This is a genomic window from Mycobacterium sp. Aquia_213 (genome assembly GCF_026625985.1).
In the GTDB taxonomy this organism is placed as follows: domain Bacteria; phylum Actinomycetota; class Actinomycetes; order Mycobacteriales; family Mycobacteriaceae; genus Mycobacterium.
The window spans coordinates 4,894,172-4,911,087 of the sequence record NZ_CP113116.1; the positions used below are offsets into that span (position 1 = coordinate 4,894,172).

Here is a 16,916-nt window from a genome sequence, read left to right on the forward strand (position 1 = left end):
TTGGATCGGGTCCGGGACGTGCGCCCGGACTGCAGTTGGCGGTCGATCCGGGGCTTGCCCGAACCGTCCATTTACCAGATGTTTCGGCATTCGGCCGTGCCCTTGGGCCGTCGTCGCGGGAGCCGACTCAGGGGATCGTCCGATTGCCACCTAGCACTCTATACACGAGAGTGCTAGCACTCAAGACCGCCCCGCTGCTTCTCGCGGATTTATGCTCTGAGCTCAGCCGACCTGGCCTTTTACCACCGGCAGCCCCGGGTCGCTGGGCACGTCCAGCGGGGAGGGCGCCGCACCGGCGGCCACCAGGTGCGCGGCGAACGACGCGATCATCGCGCCATTGTCGGTGCAGAGCCGTGGCCTAGGGATACGCAGCGTCAGGCCCGCCTCGGCGCAGCGCTGGGTGGCCAGCTCCCGAAGCCGGGAGTTGGCGGCCACTCCCCCGGCGATCAGCAGCGTCTGTACGCCGAGCCCGGTGGCCGCGCGCACCGCCTTGCGCGTCAGCACGTCGGCCACGGCTTCCTGGAATCCGGCGGCGACGTCAGCCGTAGCAGCGTCGGGATTGCTCTCCACGTAGCGCGCGACGGCGGTCTTGAGGCCGGAGAAACTGAACGTGTGCGGGTCGTCTCGCGGGCCGGTCATGCCGCGCGGGAACGCTGGGATCTCCGCGGCCTCCCGGCCGCAGGTGCGGGCCAGCTCGTCGAGCACCCGGCCACCCGGATAGCCCAGACCCAGCAGCCGCGCCACCTTGTCGTAAGCCTCGCCCGCGGCGTCATCGACGGTGCTGCCCAGCTCGAGGATCGGCTCGCCGAGCGAGCGGACATGCAGCAGATGCGTGTGCCCGCCCGACACCAGCAACGCCACACACTCGGGCAGCGGCCCATGCTCGTAGACGTCGGCGGCCAGGTGGCCGCCCAGATGGTTCACCGCGTAGAACGGCACGCCCCACGCTGCCGAATACGCTTTGGCCGCAGCCACTCCCACCAACAACGCGCCGGCCAGCCCGGGCCCGATCGTGGCGGCGACGATGTCCGGCTTGTCCAATTCGGCGACGTCCAGCGCACGGCGCATGGCCGGACCGAGCGCCTCCAGGTGCGCGCGGGACGCGATTTCGGGGACCACACCGCCGAACCGGACATGCTCGTCGACGCTGGACGCCACCTCGTCGGCCAGCAGTGTGACGGTGCCGTCGGCGTCGAGCCGCGCGATGCCGACTCCTGTTTCGTCGCAAGAGGTTTCGATGGCCAAAATGTTTGTCATAGCGCTTCCCGCCGCATCGTATACGCGTCCGCGCCGCTGACTCGGTAGTAGCGCTTGCGCAGGCCGATCTGCTCGAAACCCACGCTGGCGTAGAGCGCGATGGCCGCCTCGTTGTCGGTGCGGACCTCCAGGTAGACGACACCGCCGTCGGCGAACTCCAGCAGCTCGCCGAGCAACCGGCGACCGATGCCCCGGCCCTGATATGCGGGGTCGACGCCGATGGTGTGCACCTCGTATTCGAACGGCGGTGTGCGGCCCAACCTGGAGATGCCCGCGTATCCGACAAGGATGTTTGCGGTGCGCGCGCCCACGTAATGGTTGTGGGCACTGGCCAATTCGCGGTTGAAGGCCGCCGCGGGCCAGGGGTCGTCGCCGTCGAACAACTGGGCTTCGAGTTGCTCGCAGCGCTGCACGTCGGCGCGGGTCAGGGCGCCGATCGTGACGGGCTCGCTGCAGGCGGTCATGGGCGGGCCGCCAAGGGCTTGGCGTCGGGCCGACGCAGATACAACGCCACCAACGGCGCGGGACTACCGGACCAGTCGGCCACGGCGGCCACCAGGCCGGCCGGTGTCGGGTGGACGGGCCCGCAGACCGGCAGGCCGAACAGCGCCGCGTGTTCGGGCGAGCCGGCGACCGCTTGGGCCGCGCCGGGGTCGACGTCGGCCGGGGCGTTGACCGCCGGACCGTCGGTACGGGCCCCGTCCCGATAGCGGGCCCAGTAGACCTCGCGGCGGCGGGCGTCGGTGACCACCAGGGTGTCGCCGGTGGTCAGCGCCCCGATGGCGTCCAAGCTGCACACGCCGTGCACCGGGATGCCCAGCGCATGGCCATAGGCGGCGGCCGTGGCCATCCCGGCGCGCAGACCCGTGAATGGGCCCGGGCCGCAGCCGACCACGACGGCATCCAGGTCGGCCATCGTCAGCCCGGCATCGGCCAGCGCGGCGAGCACGTTCGGGGTGAGCCGTTCGGCGTGGGCGCGGGCGCCGACGGTGACCTGCTGAGCAAGCACCGTGCACTCGGCACCGTCGCGGCGGACCACGCCGGCCGTTACGGCCGGGGTGGCGGTGTCCAGGGCGAGAATCAGGTCCACGAGCGGCCCCATGCCCAGGTCGCGATCCGCACGTCGGAGTGGCTGACCCGCTCCAGCCGGATGTCGAGGTGACGTTCGGAGAGCCGTTCGGCAAGGCCCTCGCCCCACTCCACCACGACGACCGCGTCCTCGAGATCGGTGTCGAGGTCCAGTGAATCGAGTTCGCCGAGCAGGTCGGCACCCTGGTGGTCGAGCAGCCGGTAGACGTCGACGTGAATCATCGCCGGTGCATCCGCTCGTCGCGGCGGGTGCACCCGGGCCAACACGTACGTCGGTGAGGTGACGGGGCCGTCGACGTCCATTGCCCCGGCAATTCCCTTGGCCAACACGGTCTTTCCTGCCCCGAGCGGGCCGGAGAGCACCACGACGTCGCCGGCGCGCAGCTGCTGGCCCAACTGCGACCCGAGCGCAATCGTGTCCTCGACGCGCTCACAGGTCGCCGTGCCTGATCCGGATCTCAGCTCAGCCACGGCGCCGCAACCGTGCTCGGTTTCGCCGGTACCACAGGGTCATTCTGCCCGGAACCGCCCGATTGACCAGCCGAACCAGCCCGTCGTTGATGGCCTCGGGCTTGTCCAGGAGGGCCAGGTGACTGGCCCCGCTGACGATGACGAGCTCCGATCGCGGCAGCGAGGCCGCCATCTTCCGGGAGTACTCGTCGGGCGTGATCAGATCGTGGTCCCCGCAGGCGATCAGGGTGGGGATTCTCAGTAGCGTCCACAGGCCGGCGGTTTCGTCGTGGGTTTCCAGCGCGCGCAGGAACCCCACCAACGTGGGTATCGGGGTGCCGTTCATCATCCGCTGGGAGAACGCGTCGAGGCTGCGGCTGACATGCAGATCGCTGTAGGACGCGGCCCGCAGAATCGGCCCGATCAGCGAGCGGGACACATTGCGGCCGCGGTGCATGAGCTTGGGCGCCGAGCGTGCGGTGAACCGAAGTGCTTCCACCGCAGGGTTTTTCAGGATCTCACCCAGCGGCGAGCGGGTAACCCCTTCGGCGGCAGAGGAAATCAGTGCCGCACCGACGATGCGGGCGCCGTACTGGTCCGGGTACTGACGGGCGTGCGACAACACGGTCATGCCGCCCATCGAGTGGCCGACCAACACGATCACCCCGCGCGGTGCGACCGCGGTCAGGACGCTTTGCAGGTCCTGCCCCAGCTGGGTCAGCGTGTAGGTCTCGGGCGAGGCTTCGCCGGAGCGGCCGTGCCCGCGCTGGTCGTAGAAGACCATGCGCACTCGCGGTCCCCACTTCTCGGCGAGCCGCTCGCGCTGAAAGTGGAAGGAGCCCATCCGCAGACAGAATCCATGCACGAAGACCATCGTCAGTGGGGCGTCCAGCGGGCCGACTTCACGGACCGCCAATACCACGCCGTCGGGTGTGGTCACCACGTAGTTGCGGTCGCTGTTCAGCCGCTCGAAATCCTCGTCGGCGTACGGGTCGTCGGTGAGCGTCACGCGTTGCGTCACCGACCGGCGGACCGAAGCGCCGACTATGGTGGCGACCGCAGTCAGCCCCGCCCCTCCCGCAAGCCAAGCCCTTCCCCGCTGGCGCCTGCGAGTTTCCTCATCGCTCAACGGTTTCGGCCTCGCGATAGGTCCTGGCGATGCGCCCCCGCGGACTGGTGACCACCTCGTAGTGGATGGTGCCCAGCAGATCGGCCCAATCCTGTGCGGTGGGTTCGCCGCTGGCGCCGGGACCGAACAGGATCGCCTCGTCGCCTTCGGCCACGTCGAGGGGCCCGGGGCCGAGGTCGACAAGAAACTGGTCCATGCAGATCCGCCCGACGCCCGGGCGCCGTCTGCCGTTGATCAGCACGTCGAGTCGCCCGCCCAGCGATCGGAAGACACCGTCGGCGTAGCCGATCGGCATCAGCGCCACGGTGGTGTCCTGCTTCGCGACCCAGGTGTGCGCGTAAGACACACCCTCGCCGGCGCGGACCGACTTCACCAGCGCCACAGCACATTTCACCGTCATGGCCGGTATCAGCCCCATGTCGCCGAGCTCGGGAACGGGGCTCAGGCCGTAGACCGCGATGCCGGGCCGCACCATGTCGAAGGCGAGGTCGGGACGAGACATCGTGGCCGACGAATTCGACAGGTGGGCGATCTCGAACCGCACTCCCTGGTTGCGCGCCTCGGCCAGCATCTCGTTGAATCTGCTGCCCTGAACATCATTGATGGCGTTGTTCGGCTGGTCGGCGAAAACCATGTGTGACATCAGCCCGCGCAACCGGATGGCATCGTCGGCGACGGCCTGGCGCAACGCGGTCAGCATCGACGCATATTGGCCCGGGGGCACACCGTTGCGGTTCAGCCCGGTGTCGACCTTGACGCTGACGGTCGCAGTCCGGCCGGTTCGCCGCACCGCATCGAGCAGCTCGTCGAGTTGACGCACCGAGGAGACGGCGATCTCCACATTGCCCTGCAGGGCCGGTCCGAAGTCCATGCCCGGCGGGTGCAGCCAGGCCAGCACCGGCGCGACGATGCCGTCGGCGCGCAGCGCCAACGCCTCGTCGACGGTCGCCACACCCAGCTCGGCCGCGCCGGCGGCTAACGCGGCGTGGGCGACGCGGTTGGCGCCGTGGCCGTAGCCGTCGGCCTTGACGACGGCCATCACCTGCGCGGAGCCGGCGTGCTCACGCAGCACCCGCACGTTGTGCGCGATTGCACCCAGGTCCACCACGGCCTCGGCCAGGACGCCCGGCGTCAGGGATATCGGGGTGACTGCCACGGCAGCCATTGTCCCAGAACCGTGGAAAGTGCCGCCGCGACGACCTCAGTGCGCGAAGTGCTCGGCGGTGTAGTGCCCGCCCGGCTTGAGCTTGTCCAGCGAGGCCAGCGCGCTGCGGGCGTCGTCGTGCAGCGCGCGGGCCAGGTCCGCGGAAAGTCCCTCGCGCACCACGATGCGCAACACGGATACGTTCGTGGCGTTGTCGGGCATGGTGTAGGCCGGCACCTGCCAGCCGTAACCCCGCAGCTCGTGCGAGACATCGAACTCGGTGTAGCCGCGGTTCTTGGCGAGCCGGAAGGCGACCACCGGGATTGCCGAACCGTCGGAGATCAGCTGGCAGTGGTCGCCGACCCGCAGCTGCTCGCCGAGCCACCGCGCCGTCTGCGACAGCGACTGCATCACCTGGGTGTAGCCCTCGCGGCCCAGCCGCAGGAAGTTGTAGTACTGACCGATCACCTGGTTGCCGGCGCGGGAGAAGTTCAGCGTGAACGTCGGCATGTCGCCACCCAGGTAGTTGACCCGAAAGACCAGGTCTTCGGGCAGATACTCCTTGCTGCGCCACACCACGAACCCGATGCCGGGATAGGTCAGCCCGTACTTGTGACCGCTGACATTGATCGACACCACCCGCGGCAACCGGAAGTCCCACTTCAGCTCCGGGTGCAGGAACGGCACCACGAAGCCCCCGCTGGCCGCGTCGACATGCACCGGAACGTCCACACCTCCGCCGGCTGCCAGTTTGTCCAGCGCCGCGCAGATCTCAGCGACGGGCTCGAGTTCGCCGGTGTAGGTGGTGCCCACGATCGCCACCACGCCGATGGTGTCCTCGTCGACGGCGTCGATGACCTGCTCGGGCGTGATGACGTAGCGTCCCTCCTCCATCGGCAGGTAGCGGGGTTCGACGTCGAAGTAGCGGCAGAACTTCTCCCAGACCACCTGGACGTTGGAGCCCATCACCAGGTTCGGAGTGCGCTTCTGCCAGTCCTTGCCAACCTTTGCCCGCCAGCGCCATTTCAGGGCCAGGCCGCCCAGCATCACCGCCTCGCTGGAGCCGATGGTGGACGCCCCGATGGCGCTGGACGGGTCGTCATCACGCAGGTGATCGGCGTGAAAGAGGTCGGCCACCATACAGACGCAGCGCTGCTCGATGGCCGCGGTGATCGGGTATTCGTCCTTGTCGATCATGTTCTTGTCGAACGTCTCGGCCATCAGCCGCTCGGCCTCGGGATCCATCCAGGTGGTGACGAAGGTGGCCAGGTTAAGCCGGGAGCTGCCGTCGAGCATCAGCTCGTCGTGGATGAACCGGTAGGCGGCCTCCGGATCCATCGACTCCTCGGGCAGCCGCAGCGCGGGCACCGGGGTGGTGAACATCCGGCCGGTGTAGGCGGGAGCGATGGAGTGCGTGGGCACGGACGGGTGACTGCCGGTCATGGCGGCTCCTTTGTTGGCAGGGTCTATTACAGGGCGGCGAGCGCGGCGCGAATGTGCGGAACGATCCGCGACGCCGAGGTGGGCGCCTCGCCGGGGCCCGGGTCGGCGGCCGAGAGCGCCGCGGCGTGCGCGTGCACGTAGGCGCCGGCGGCGGCCGCCTCGGCCGGCGGCAAGCCCGCGGCCAGCAGCGCGCCGATCATCCCGGACAGCACGTCGCCGGAACCGGCGGTGGCAGCCCAGGACTGCCCGGCCGGATTGAGGTAGACCGGGCCACCGGGGTCGGCGATGACGGTGACGTTTCCCTTGAGCAGAACGGTGGCGCCGAACGTGTCGGCCAGCCTGCGGGTGGCGCCTACCCGATCATCCCCGGGCGGGTGGCCGGCCAAACGGGCGAATTCACCGGCGTGCGGTGTCAGCAGCGTCGGTGCGCGGCGGTTGGCCACCAGATCGGGATGCGCCGCCAGAATGGTCAGCCCGTCGGCGTCCACCAACACCGGCAGGTCGGTGTCCAGCGCGAACCACAATGCGGCGGCGCCGGCGTTGTCGGTGCCCAGACCCGGTCCGACCACCCACGCCTGCACTCGCCCGGCCGCCGCGGGGGTGGGTGTCGCGATGACCTCGGGCCACACCGCGAGTACTTGACTGTGCCCGCTGCCCGCATAGCGGACCATGCCCGAGGTGGCCGCGACCGCGGCGCCCGTGCACAGCACGGCCGCACCCGGATACGTCGACGAGCCGGCCAGTATGCCGGTCACCCCCTGCGTGTACTTGTCGTCATGCGGGCCCGGCACCGGCCAGCGGGCGGCGACGTCGGCGGCCTCGAAGCCCAGCACATCGGTGGCCGGCAGATCCAGCCCGATGTCGACCAGCGTGATGTCGCCGCAGTCGGCGAGCGCGTGCACGGGCTTGAGGCCGCCGAAGGTGACGGTCAGCGCGGCGTGTACCGCGGGGCCGGTGATCGCACCGGTCGCCGCGTCGATGCCGCTGGGGAGGTCGACGGCGACCACCGGGATGCCCTCGGCATCAACGGCGGCGAACAGTTCGGCGGCGGCCGGCCGCAGCGGACCCGAGCCGGAAATGCCGACCACGCCGTCGATGACAAGATCGGTTGTCGCCGAGACACTCTCAACGATCCGACCGCCGGCCTTCCGGAAGGCGGCCAGCCCCTTGCGGTGGGTGCGGTCCGGGCTGAGCAACACCGCATCCGCGGCCGCACCGCGACGAAGCAGAAAGGTCGCCGCCCAGAGCGCGTCCCCGCCGTTGTCACCCGAGCCGACGACCGCACACACCCGCCGGCCGGCCACACCGCCGGTGCGGGCCGTTAGCTCGCCAATAATCTCGGTGGCCAGCCCGAAGGCGGCGCGCTTCATCAGGGCGCCATCGGGCAGGCTGGCCAGCAGCGGTGCTTCGGCGTCGCGGATCGCATCTACGGAGTAGTAATGCCGCATCGAATTCAGCATTCCATGCTCGTCTGTGTTTGCGCACAGCACTCGTTCAGGAGCCGTCCGTACATTCGGTGGTGGCGACGAATTGGAGGGGCGATGGCGCGCACGGATGACGACACCTGGGATCTGGGAAATGGCGTGGGAGCCACCGCAACCGGCGTAGCGGTGGGCCGCGCGCTGGCCACCCGCGCGCCACAGCCACTGATCAACGACCCGTTCGCCGAGCCGCTGGTGCGCGCGGTCGGCGTGGAGTTCTTCACCCGCCTGGCCAGCGGCGAGCTGGATCCGGCCGGGGTCGACGACAACGGCGACTTCGGGATGCTCGGCATGGCCGACATGATGGGCATCCGCACCCGGTTCTTCGACGACTTCTTCGTGACCGCGGCCGCCGCGGGGGTCCGCCAGGTGGTGATCTTGGCCTCGGGGCTGGACGCCCGCGCTTACCGACTGCCCTGGCCGGACGGAACGACGGTGTTCGAGATCGACCAGTCGCAGGTGATCGAGTTCAAAACCGCGACCCTGGCCGAACTGGGCGCCACCCCGACCGCCGATCGGCGCGCGGTGCCCGTCGACTTACGCCACGACTGGCCCGCGGCGCTGCGCGCCGCGGGGCTGGACCCCGGCAAGCCGACCGCGTGGAGCGCCGAGGGTCTGCTGCCGTTCTTGCCGCCCGAGGCCCAGGATCGGCTGCTGGACAACATCACTGAGCTCAGCGCGCCGGGAAGTCAGCTGGCCACCGAAAACGTGCAGGGCGCGGGCGACGCCGTAGAGACGATGGCCGACCGCATGCGTGAGGTCACCGAGCAGTGGCGTGAACACGGCTTCGACATCGAGATGACCGACCTCTGGTATGCGGGTGACCGCAACGACGTCGTCGAGTACCTGCGTTCGCACGACTGGCAGACAGCCGCCAGCGGGGTGGCGGATTTGGCTGCGAACTATGGCATTTCGCTGCCGCCGAGGCCCGCCGCACCCGACAAGGAGGGCACGCTGTCGGCGCTGCAGTACGTCACCGCCACCCGGCGCTAAGCCTCGAAGGACCTGATCATCCACTCGGTCATCGCGGCGGCCAGCGCGGCGCGGTTCTCGCGCTTGATGATGCCGTGTCCGTCGTTGTCGAAGAGCAGGTAGCGCACGTCGCGGCCGAGCTGCCGCAACGCGTCGACGATCTGTTCGGATTCGCTGACCGGCACGTTGGTGTCGTGGGCGCCGTGCACCACCAACAACGGCGCCGTCAACTTGTCGGCTCGCAGCAGGGGTGACAGCTGGTCGAGTAGTTCGCGGTCACCGATCGGATGGCCATATTCGGGGTACGCGGAGTCGGCGATCCACGGCTCGGTGTTGCGATAGAACGTGCTCAGGTCGCTCATTCCGCAGATGCTGATTCCCGCCGCGAACAGGTCGGGGTGAAACGTCAGCGCGGCCTGCGTGAGGTAGCCGCCGTACGACCAGCCCGCGCAGGCAATGCGGCGGGATTCGACGAAGCCGTTGTCGATCAGGAAGCTCGCGCAGTCGGCGACGTCATCGATGGCCGCGAAGCGCTTTTCCTTGTCGTCGGCGTGCACGAATGACTTCCCAAAACCCCCGGAGCCGCGGACATTCGGCGCCAGCACGACGAATCCATCGTTGACCAATCGCGAGAAGATGTCGTAGTAGCCGGGCCGGGCCTGGCCTTCGGGACCTCCGTGCAGAAAGATGACCGCACCGGCCGCAGCTTCGGCGTTCATCGGCCGGTACAGCCAGGCGTTCAGGCGCAGCCCGTCGCGCGCGGTGATCGTCTGCGGCTCGGCGAAGGTGGTGGGGATCACCACGGGCTGCTTGCCCTCGGTGTCGATGCGTTCCCATTCGCGTGACCGCGGGTCGACCAATTCGACGGTTCGCGGCAGGTCGGGCCCCTCGACGGTCATCGCGACCATCGAGCCGCCCGCGCTGATGGACAGCTCGCTCGCGACCGGCCCGGGCAGCGGAATCGGCTCGGCCAGTGTGTAATCGGTGTATTCGAGAATCTGTAATTCGCTGCGGCCCTGCAGGTTCCACAGAAGGGCGACGGTGGACAGGTCGTCGCTGACGGCGAACTCGGCGAGGTCGCAGTCCGACCGTTCGGCCACCACGATGTAGCTGACGCCGTCCAGCGTGACGGTCACTTCCAGCAATCGGGCATGCTCACAGCCATTGTCGCTGCGGATCAGCGCGCGCACGTATCCGTCGGCGCCGGTGCCGGGGTTGTACAGCTTCGTCTGCTCGCCGGAGAGTCCGTGCCGCAGCCGACGCGGTTGGTGGTCGTCGAGGATGATCCCCTCGGCGGTCGTCGAGCCGGGATCGGAAGGGAGCAGGCCGATTTCGGTCTGACCAAACAACATGATCATCTCGTGGTAGCCGCGCGGGCCGACCCGAACCAGTGACGCCCCGGCCCAGGCATCGACCAGCCGACCGCCGGATCGACGGTCCAGCACGGTGTGACGACCGTCGGTCGGATCGATCAGGCAAGACCGCCCGACCCCGTCCTCACCGGTCAGGATCGCCGCCACCAGGGTGCCGTCCCACGCGATCAGCTCGGCGGTCCCGGCTTCTTCGTCGTCGATGCGCCAGGCCAACCGATCATCGGGATCGGTGGTGACAACCCAGATTTGGCTACGAGATCCGCTCCCGTCGAGCGTTACCTGACACGCCAGCCACTGGCCGTCCGCGGAGTGGATGACGCGAGAGACCGGACCCTCGACCGGGAGCTCCACGTCTCGCGACGAGCTCGCCCGCCAACCGCGCAAAAAACGTTGCACCGCGCGGGGATAGCCGCCTTCGTCGACGATGTGGGCGAACGCGGTTGCGTCCGGGGACAGTGACGCGCCGTAGACCTCGCGCACCTGCTGCCCCATCGATTTCCTCCTCCAGGTTTCGTGCCGCCGTCGTCGTGCGTGCGGCTCGACGTGACGAGGGTATCGGCCTGGGGCGGCCGCCGTCACACTGGCTTTTCGCGGGAACCGAATCGCCGGAACGCGGCTCTGACCCGCGCCGGACTCCATGGCTTGTCCTGTTTCGCCCGGGCCATCGGATAGAAGCAGAGCCCGATGAGGAGCGACGTGAAGTGGCCTATCGCGGTGAAGTGCAGCCCGTGTCGGGTCATCGTGATCAGTGGAAAGCCGAAGATGACCAGCAGCACGCCGAGATAGAGCCATCGCCATGGCCGCACGATGCGATAACTCAGCACGGCCACGATGCCGACCAGGAAATAGCTGACCCCGATATCGCGGGACAGCACCAGCCGTTCCGACGCGTCATGTTCCTCAATCGCGTAGTACAGAATTCCTTCGCTGATGTAGGTCGAAAGGATGTGGCTGGTCAATCCCACGGTGAGCCAGTTCAAGTGGCCCAGCCAGTGTTCGGCCGGGGCGAGAAACAAGGTGAACAGCAGCAGATAGGGTTCCAGGCTCTTGCCGTCGATCCACAGCAGGCTGGAAAACAGCACCGCGAGCGGATCGGTGCCCAACTCGTGAATGTTGGTGGAGCGGTGCAGCAACACCGAATGCAATTGCCGACCGGAGAGCTGGTTTTGAATGATCGTCGTGATCATCAGGACGAAGAGCCAGCCATAGGTCAACGGCGCGCCGGCGACGAAATGCCAGACCCCGACGGCCAAGCTTTTTAGTCGCGCCCCCACCGATGCATCCGCCACGGCGTCCACCTTTGCACGCCCGGCGGCTTCGGCAAACCGCTATACCGGGTTTTCAGGTTCGGGTCGTAGATGCCGCCACCAGCAATAGACGTACAGCACCATTGACATCACCAATGTGACGATGACCCAGAGCGTGATCGTGACGTCAACCCAGGATCCGATCGGGGGCGCGTCGGGCAGCGCATTTCGCAGCGGTATCACCGCGAAGAGCATTGCCGCATACCACGTTGTCATCGGCGGCTGGAATTTTCGACGGTCGCGGGCCGTCTGAATGGCGACGAAGGCGCCGACTCCGGCCAGCGCGAGCATCACCACGACGATGACGGCAGCGAACATCGCAATGCTGGGAGAGCGGCGCATTTCCACTCGGTACGGCGACTGCGGACTACCCTCGCCAGCAACGGAAAGCTGCCAGCCGGAAACCCGGTCGACGAATTTCACCGGCAGCTGTTCGGGTCGCTCGGTGCCGTAGATGAGGTCGACCGTGATCGGCCCCGATTGAAACTTATCCATGGGCCATACCGAGGGATCGCCGCTAATCGTCAGCGGGACAGGATATTGGCCCGGAAGCATTCCCTTCGTCCAGGCGCGCTTGCTGGGCGTGGCCGCGGAGTGCACCACGACGGCGAAGTCTTGGTTGAGGCCGCGGGTTACCGGATCCACCACCCCGGGCCCCGGGGTAACGGTGACGTTGGCGTTGACCGCGCCCTTCATCGACTGGAGCTCGAGGAAGTCGATCGTCACCGTGGTCCCGTCGGCCGCGGGCCTGCCCTGGGTCAGTTGCAGGGGGCAGCCGCAACCGGACCTGGCGTAGAGCGCGACCGTGGTGACGTACGCGCCAATGAACAAAATGACCAGACCGACGATCGTAAACTTCATGAACCGAGTGCTTCTGGCGAAACCGTTCGATGCCAAGGTGCCTCCCCGCTGACTGGCTGTCTGAGATGCGTCGCTCGGCCCAAAATAGTAAACCGGCGCCGCGCCGCTGTCAGACGTCAGGTCGCGAGGCGCATACCTCGCCTACACGCGGCCACTCGAGAAGGAGGCCAGCTCGTCGGGTTCAGGCCGCAAATGCCGCCACCAGCAAGAGATATAGAGCCCCATCGAGATCACCAAGATGACGGTCACCCAGAGCACGATGGTGACGTCGATGAGGACTCCGATCGGCGGCGAGTCGGGCAGCGCATTTCGCAGCGGCACCACCGCGAACAGCATTGCCGCATACCACGTTGTCATCGGCGGCTGGAACTTTCGTTTGTCGCGCACCGTCTGGACCGCGACAAAGAAGGCAAAGACTGCAAGGGCGATCAGCACGCCGAGGATGACGACCGCGAACGCCACGGTGCTCGTCGACCGGACTAGGTCCACTTGGTAGGGGCCGACCAGATCGTCCTCGTTGATGCGATCCGTAATGACATCCCAGCCCAGCAGGCGGTCGACCATCGTGACTACCGCCGGCACGCGGGCGGGGCTGGAGCCGGATACGAGTTGGGCGACGACGGGCCCCGAATGGTATTCGTCGAAGGGCCATGCGGCGACCTCACCGTCGAGGGCCAGCGAAATGCGAAACACGTCGGGCAGTGTGCCTTTCGGCCAGGTGCGCTTGCTGGCGCTCACCGCGGAGGAGACCGCAATGGTGAGATCGTCCTTGAGATTGTGAGTCTGCGGGTCCAGCAGCCCGGGTCCCGGGTAAACGTTGATGCTGGAAACAACCAGACTGTTGGCCGACTGAACTTCTTGTATGTCGATGGTCACCCGGGTCGCGTCGGGCACCGGCTCGCCCCGAACGACGACGTTGGGATGGCCCATGCCACCGTCGACGTACAGCCACACCGAGATGGCGTAGGCGGCGACGAACAAAACGACACCGACGATGCCGAATATCGCGCGCCGGCTACTCAACGGTGACGGACTTTGCCAGGTTTCGCGGCTTGTCGACGTCGTAACCGCGCGCCTGCGCCACCGACGCGGCAAACACCTGCAGCGGAATGGTCGACAGCAGCGGTTGCAAAAGCGTTGACACCGAAGGGATTTCGATCAGATGATCGGCGTAGGGACGCACCGTGTCGTCACCTTCCTCGGCGATGACAATGGTCACCGCGCCACGGGTCTGAATCTCGCGGATATTGGACATCAGCTTTGCGTGCAGCGTAGCCGAACCCTTGGGTGACGGCATCACGACGATGACCGGCAGGCCGTCTTCGATCAACGCGATCGGGCCGTGCTTGAGCTCGCCCGCGGCGAAGCCCTCGGCGTGCATGTAAGCCAGCTCTTTGAGTTTTAGCGCGCCTTCCAGCGCCACCGGGTAGCCGACATGGCGCCCCAGGAACAGCACGGTCGAGGATTGGGCGAACCGATAAGCCAGGGCGACAACCGGTTCGATCGTCGCGAGCACCCGCGACACGACTTCCGGCATCGCTTCCAGCTCACGGTATTCGCGTTCGACCTCGTCGGGGTACTTGGTGCCGCGGGCCTGCGCCAGCGCCAGGCCGACCAGGTAGTTGGCGGTGATCTGGGCCAGGAAGGTCTTCGTCGAGGCCACACCGATTTCCGGCCCGGCGCGGGTGTAGAGCACCGCATCGCACTCGCGCGGAATCTGCGAGCCGTTGGTGTTGCAGATCGCGAGCACCTTGGCCTTCTGCGCCTTGGCGTGCCGGACCGCTTCCAGGGTGTCCGCGGTTTCACCGGACTGCGAGATGGCCACCACCAGTGTGCTGCGGTCCAAAACCGGGTCCCGGTACCGGAATTCGCTGGCGAGCTCGACTTCCACCGGCAGTCGCGTCCAGTGCTCGATCGCATACTTCGCCAGCAGCCCGGAGTGATACGCGGTGCCGCACGCGACGACGAACACCTTGTCGATCTCGCGCAGTTCCTGGTCGGACAGCCGTTGCTCGTCGAGCACGATGCGGCCGTCCACGAAATGGCCGAGCAGAGTGTCGGCCACCGCGGTGGGTTGCTCGGCGATCTCCTTGAGCATGAAGTACTCGTAGCCACCCTTTTCCGCGGCGGCCAGGTCCCAATCAATATGGAACTCGCGATATTCGACGTCTTCGTTGCCGTCGAAGTCGGTGATGCGGTAGCCGTCGGCGGTGAGCACCACGCATTGGTCCTGGCCGAGTTCGACGGCGTTGCGGGTGTGTGGAATGAACGCGGCCACGTCGGAGCCGACGAACATCTCGCCGTCGCCGACACCGACCACCAGCGGTGTGGACCGGCGGGCGGCCACGATGGTGCCGGGCTCGTCGGCGTTGGCGAACACGAGTGTGAAGTGGCCCTCTAGTCGGCGCAACACCGCCAGTACCGAAGCGGCGAAGTCGCCGGCGGTGTCGCCGTGGTGGTAGGCCTGCGCCACCAGGTGCACGGCGACCTCGGTGTCGGTGTCGCTGGCGAACTCGACGCCGGCCGACTCCAGCTCCTGGCGCAGGGTCGCGAAGTTCTCGATGATGCCGTTGTGGACAACGGCGATCTTGCCGGCGGCGTCGCGGTGCGGGTGCGCGTTGCGGTCGGTCGGACGACCGTGGGTGGCCCAGCGGGTGTGGCCCAGGCCGGTGGTGGCGCCCAGGTCCTCCGGCGGCATTTCGGCCACCGCCTTGTCCAGGTTTTCCAGCCGGCCGGCCCGGCGGCGCACGGTGAGTCTGCCGGCGCCGTCGACGAGCGCGATGCCCGACGAGTCATAGCCGCGGTACTCCATGCGACGAAGTGCGTCCATGACGACTTGGCAGGCAGGAGCCTGCCCCACGTAGCCGACGATTCCGCACATTCTGACCAGAATAATGCAGCTGCGCTGCCGGGCTGGCCCGTCGCGTGGCCGGCGGAGTGCTCGAACGGCATCAACCTGCTAAAACCCACGTCGAGTGTGCGCTGGGGTCGTCCTGGGCACACAGTCGACACCCTGGTGCAACACTCGACGCCGCGAGTGACGCCGACGGGTGCGGCCCGGCACTATCGTTGGGCCGCCCACCTGGCGAAAGGCTTGTTTTGACCGATCCGTACCGCCGCTTCTCCGTCAGGCTCCACGAACACACCGGCGTGTTCGTCCTGTGGGTCCAGCGCAGCCTCACCTTCACCGGCACGCTCGAACAGTGCGAGAAGGCATATCGCGACGCACAACTGCATTGTCTGGTCACCGGCTGGTGGGGCCTCGTGTCGCTTTTCCTGTTGAACCCGATAGCGCTGGTCCGCAACTACCTTGCAATTCGCCGGGTGCGTGCGCTGGCGAAGGAGGCCCCGGTGCCGCAGGCAGAGAATCCTTATGCCCCCGCCGGCCCGATTGCCCCGCCACCTGCGGCCGTCGTGCCTCGACCGTTTGCCACGCCACCCGCGGCCGTCCCGCCCCGTCCGCTGCGACCGCCGCCGGGGTGGTACCCCAACCCGGGCGGGCCGGGGCAGCGGTACTGGGACGGTGTCACGTGGACTCATTGGACCCATCCCCGCTAACGTCAACGGGTGGCCCGCATCCGCAAGCTCGTCACCGCCCTCAGCCGCCGTGGCCCACACAAAGTTTTGTGTGGTGACCTTGCTTTTGCCGGTTTGCCGGGAGTGGTCTACACCCCCGAGTCCGGTCTGAACCTCCCCGGCATCGCCTTCGGTCACGACTGGCTGACCGGCACCGCCCGCTATGCGGGTCTGCTCGAGCATCTCGCGTCGTGGGGCATCGTGGCCGGCGCCCCCGACACCGAGCGAGGTTTGGCGCCTTCGGTCCTCAATTTGGCCTCTGATCTCGGCACCGCGCTCGACATCGTCGCGGGTGTGCGGCTGGGGCCGGGCAACATCAGCGTGCATCCCGCAAAGCTCGGGGTGGTGGGCCACGGTTTTGGCGCCTCGGCCGCCGTGTTCACCGCGGCCGGAATGCCGAACACACTGGCAGCGACGGTCGCGGTCTTCCCGACCGTCACGTCTCCCCCGGCCGAGCAGCCGGCCGCGTCGTTGAAGGTGCCGGGCTTGATCCTGACCGCACCGGGAGATCCAAAGGCGTTGAACTCCAACGCACTGGCGCTTTCCGGCGCGTGGCATTCGGCCACGCTGCGCATCGTCAGCAAAGCCGAGCCCGGCGGGTTGAGCGAGGGCCGGCGACTGGCGTCGGTGTTCGGGCTACCCGGCTCCAACCGCCGCACCCAGCGATCGGTTCGAGCCCTGCTGACCGGATATCTGCTCGCTACGCTCGCCGGCGACAAAACCTACCGCGAGTTCGCCGATCCAGATGTGGTGCTGCCCAAGACAACTCCGGTCGACCCGGAGGCAGAACCGGTCGCTCTGGAAGAGAAGATCGTCGCGCTGTTGAAGTGATCG

At 67.6% G+C, this 16,916-nt stretch carries 16 protein-coding genes; 3 read left to right on the plus strand and 13 right to left on the minus strand.

All coding sequences use genetic code 11. The features are described 5' to 3' along the window. Positions 1 to 222 precede the first annotated feature (222 nt). Genes tsaD through LMQ14_RS22675 form a run of 8 tightly spaced genes read right to left on the minus strand, consistent with a single transcriptional unit; the run spans position 223 to position 7,960 of the window. A complete protein-coding gene (tsaD, locus tag LMQ14_RS22640; RefSeq protein WP_267731798.1) occupies positions 223 to 1,257 on the minus strand; it encodes a tRNA (adenosine(37)-N6)-threonylcarbamoyltransferase complex transferase subunit TsaD in 1,035 nt (344 codons plus the stop codon). Then, complete coding sequence (gene rimI / locus LMQ14_RS22645; RefSeq protein WP_267731799.1) at positions 1,254 to 1,721, minus strand: ribosomal protein S18-alanine N-acetyltransferase; 468 nt, start codon at positions 1,719 to 1,721, stop codon at positions 1,254 to 1,256. The genes tsaD and rimI overlap by 4 nt, the downstream gene beginning before the upstream one ends. Continuing rightward, positions 1,718 to 2,347 (minus strand): tRNA (adenosine(37)-N6)-threonylcarbamoyltransferase complex dimerization subunit type 1 TsaB, encoded by a 630-nt coding sequence (gene tsaB / locus LMQ14_RS22650; protein ID WP_420714557.1) that lies wholly within the window; start codon positions 2,345 to 2,347, stop codon positions 1,718 to 1,720. The genes rimI and tsaB overlap by 4 nt, the downstream gene beginning before the upstream one ends. Further along, positions 2,338 to 2,817: a tRNA (adenosine(37)-N6)-threonylcarbamoyltransferase complex ATPase subunit type 1 TsaE gene (tsaE, locus tag LMQ14_RS22655; protein ID WP_267731801.1), complete on the minus strand. Its 480-nt coding sequence runs from the start codon at positions 2,815 to 2,817 to the stop codon at positions 2,338 to 2,340. The genes tsaB and tsaE overlap by 10 nt, the downstream gene beginning before the upstream one ends. Further along, positions 2,810 to 3,925, minus strand: a complete 1,116-nt coding sequence (locus LMQ14_RS22660) for an alpha/beta fold hydrolase (RefSeq protein WP_420714558.1) — start codon at positions 3,923 to 3,925, stop codon at positions 2,810 to 2,812. Before LMQ14_RS22660 ends, tsaE begins: the two co-directional genes overlap by 8 nt. Further along, positions 3,915 to 5,081, minus strand: coding sequence for an alanine racemase (gene alr / locus LMQ14_RS22665; RefSeq protein ID WP_267731802.1), 1,167 nt, complete (start codon positions 5,079 to 5,081; stop codon positions 3,915 to 3,917). The genes LMQ14_RS22660 and alr overlap by 11 nt, the downstream gene beginning before the upstream one ends. Positions 5,082 to 5,126: 45 nt before the next feature. Next, positions 5,127 to 6,512: a glutamate decarboxylase gene (locus tag LMQ14_RS22670; protein ID WP_267731803.1), complete on the minus strand. Its 1,386-nt coding sequence runs from the start codon at positions 6,510 to 6,512 to the stop codon at positions 5,127 to 5,129. Positions 6,513 to 6,538: 26 nt separating this feature from the next. After that, complete coding sequence (locus LMQ14_RS22675; protein WP_267735641.1) at positions 6,539 to 7,960, minus strand: NAD(P)H-hydrate dehydratase; 1,422 nt, start codon at positions 7,958 to 7,960, stop codon at positions 6,539 to 6,541. A gap of 93 nt (positions 7,961 to 8,053) precedes the next feature. Between LMQ14_RS22675 and LMQ14_RS22680 the strand changes: the two genes are divergently transcribed. Further along, entirely contained in the window at positions 8,054 to 8,986 is a 933-nt protein-coding gene (locus LMQ14_RS22680) for a class I SAM-dependent methyltransferase (RefSeq protein ID WP_267731804.1), read from the plus strand. Here LMQ14_RS22680 and LMQ14_RS22685 read toward each other — a convergent pair. From LMQ14_RS22685 to glmS, 5 genes are all read right to left on the minus strand, one after another. Beyond that, on the minus strand, positions 8,983 to 10,830 hold the full coding sequence (locus tag LMQ14_RS22685) for an alpha/beta hydrolase family protein (protein WP_267731805.1): 1,848 nt from the start codon (positions 10,828 to 10,830) through the stop codon (positions 8,983 to 8,985). The two genes, LMQ14_RS22680 and LMQ14_RS22685, sit on opposite strands and share 4 nt — an antisense overlap. Positions 10,831 to 10,913: 83 nt before the next feature. Beyond that, positions 10,914 to 11,627, minus strand: coding sequence for a rhomboid-like protein (locus LMQ14_RS22690; protein WP_267731806.1), 714 nt, complete (start codon positions 11,625 to 11,627; stop codon positions 10,914 to 10,916). A gap of 39 nt (positions 11,628 to 11,666) precedes the next feature. After that, positions 11,667 to 12,506, minus strand: a complete 840-nt coding sequence (locus LMQ14_RS22695) for a DUF4436 domain-containing protein (protein ID WP_267731807.1) — start codon at positions 12,504 to 12,506, stop codon at positions 11,667 to 11,669. A gap of 141 nt (positions 12,507 to 12,647) precedes the next feature. Beyond that, entirely contained in the window at positions 12,648 to 13,529 is an 882-nt protein-coding gene (locus LMQ14_RS22700; RefSeq protein ID WP_267731808.1) for a DUF4436 domain-containing protein, read from the minus strand. Beyond that, a complete protein-coding gene (glmS, locus tag LMQ14_RS22705; RefSeq protein ID WP_267731809.1) occupies positions 13,522 to 15,387 on the minus strand; it encodes a glutamine--fructose-6-phosphate transaminase (isomerizing) in 1,866 nt (621 codons plus the stop codon). Before glmS ends, LMQ14_RS22700 begins: the two co-directional genes overlap by 8 nt. A gap of 218 nt (positions 15,388 to 15,605) precedes the next feature. Between glmS and LMQ14_RS22710 the strand changes: the two genes are divergently transcribed. Further along, complete coding sequence (locus tag LMQ14_RS22710; protein WP_267731810.1) at positions 15,606 to 16,064, plus strand: DUF2510 domain-containing protein; 459 nt, start codon at positions 15,606 to 15,608, stop codon at positions 16,062 to 16,064. A 9-nt stretch (positions 16,065 to 16,073) separates the two neighbouring features. Continuing rightward, positions 16,074 to 16,913, plus strand: coding sequence for a dienelactone hydrolase family protein (locus LMQ14_RS22715; protein ID WP_267731811.1), 840 nt, complete (start codon positions 16,074 to 16,076; stop codon positions 16,911 to 16,913). The last annotated feature ends 3 nt before the right edge of the window (positions 16,914 to 16,916 follow it).

What these genes read in the sequence shown, in the direction of transcription:
- glmS (WP_267731809.1), bottom strand. Translation starts at nt 15,387, where the DNA reads ATGTGCGGAATCGTCGGCTACGTGGGGCAGGCTCCTGCCTGCCAAGTC.
- LMQ14_RS22670 (WP_267731803.1), bottom strand. Translation starts at nt 6,512, where the DNA reads ATGACCGGCAGTCACCCGTCCGTGCCCACGCACTCCATCGCTCCCGCC.
- tsaD (WP_267731798.1), bottom strand. Translation starts at nt 1,257, where the DNA reads ATGACAAACATTTTGGCCATCGAAACCTCTTGCGACGAAACAGGAGTC.
- LMQ14_RS22695 (WP_267731807.1), bottom strand. Translation starts at nt 12,506, where the DNA reads ATGAAGTTTACGATCGTCGGTCTGGTCATTTTGTTCATTGGCGCGTAC.
- LMQ14_RS22685 (WP_267731805.1), bottom strand. Translation starts at nt 10,830, where the DNA reads ATGGGGCAGCAGGTGCGCGAGGTCTACGGCGCGTCACTGTCCCCGGAC.
- LMQ14_RS22675 (WP_267735641.1), bottom strand. Translation starts at nt 7,960, where the DNA reads ATGCGGCATTACTACTCCGTAGATGCGATCCGCGACGCCGAAGCACCG.
- LMQ14_RS22680 (WP_267731804.1), top strand. Translation starts at nt 8,054, where the DNA reads ATGGCGCGCACGGATGACGACACCTGGGATCTGGGAAATGGCGTGGGA.
- rimI (WP_267731799.1), bottom strand. Translation starts at nt 1,721, where the DNA reads ATGACCGCCTGCAGCGAGCCCGTCACGATCGGCGCCCTGACCCGCGCC.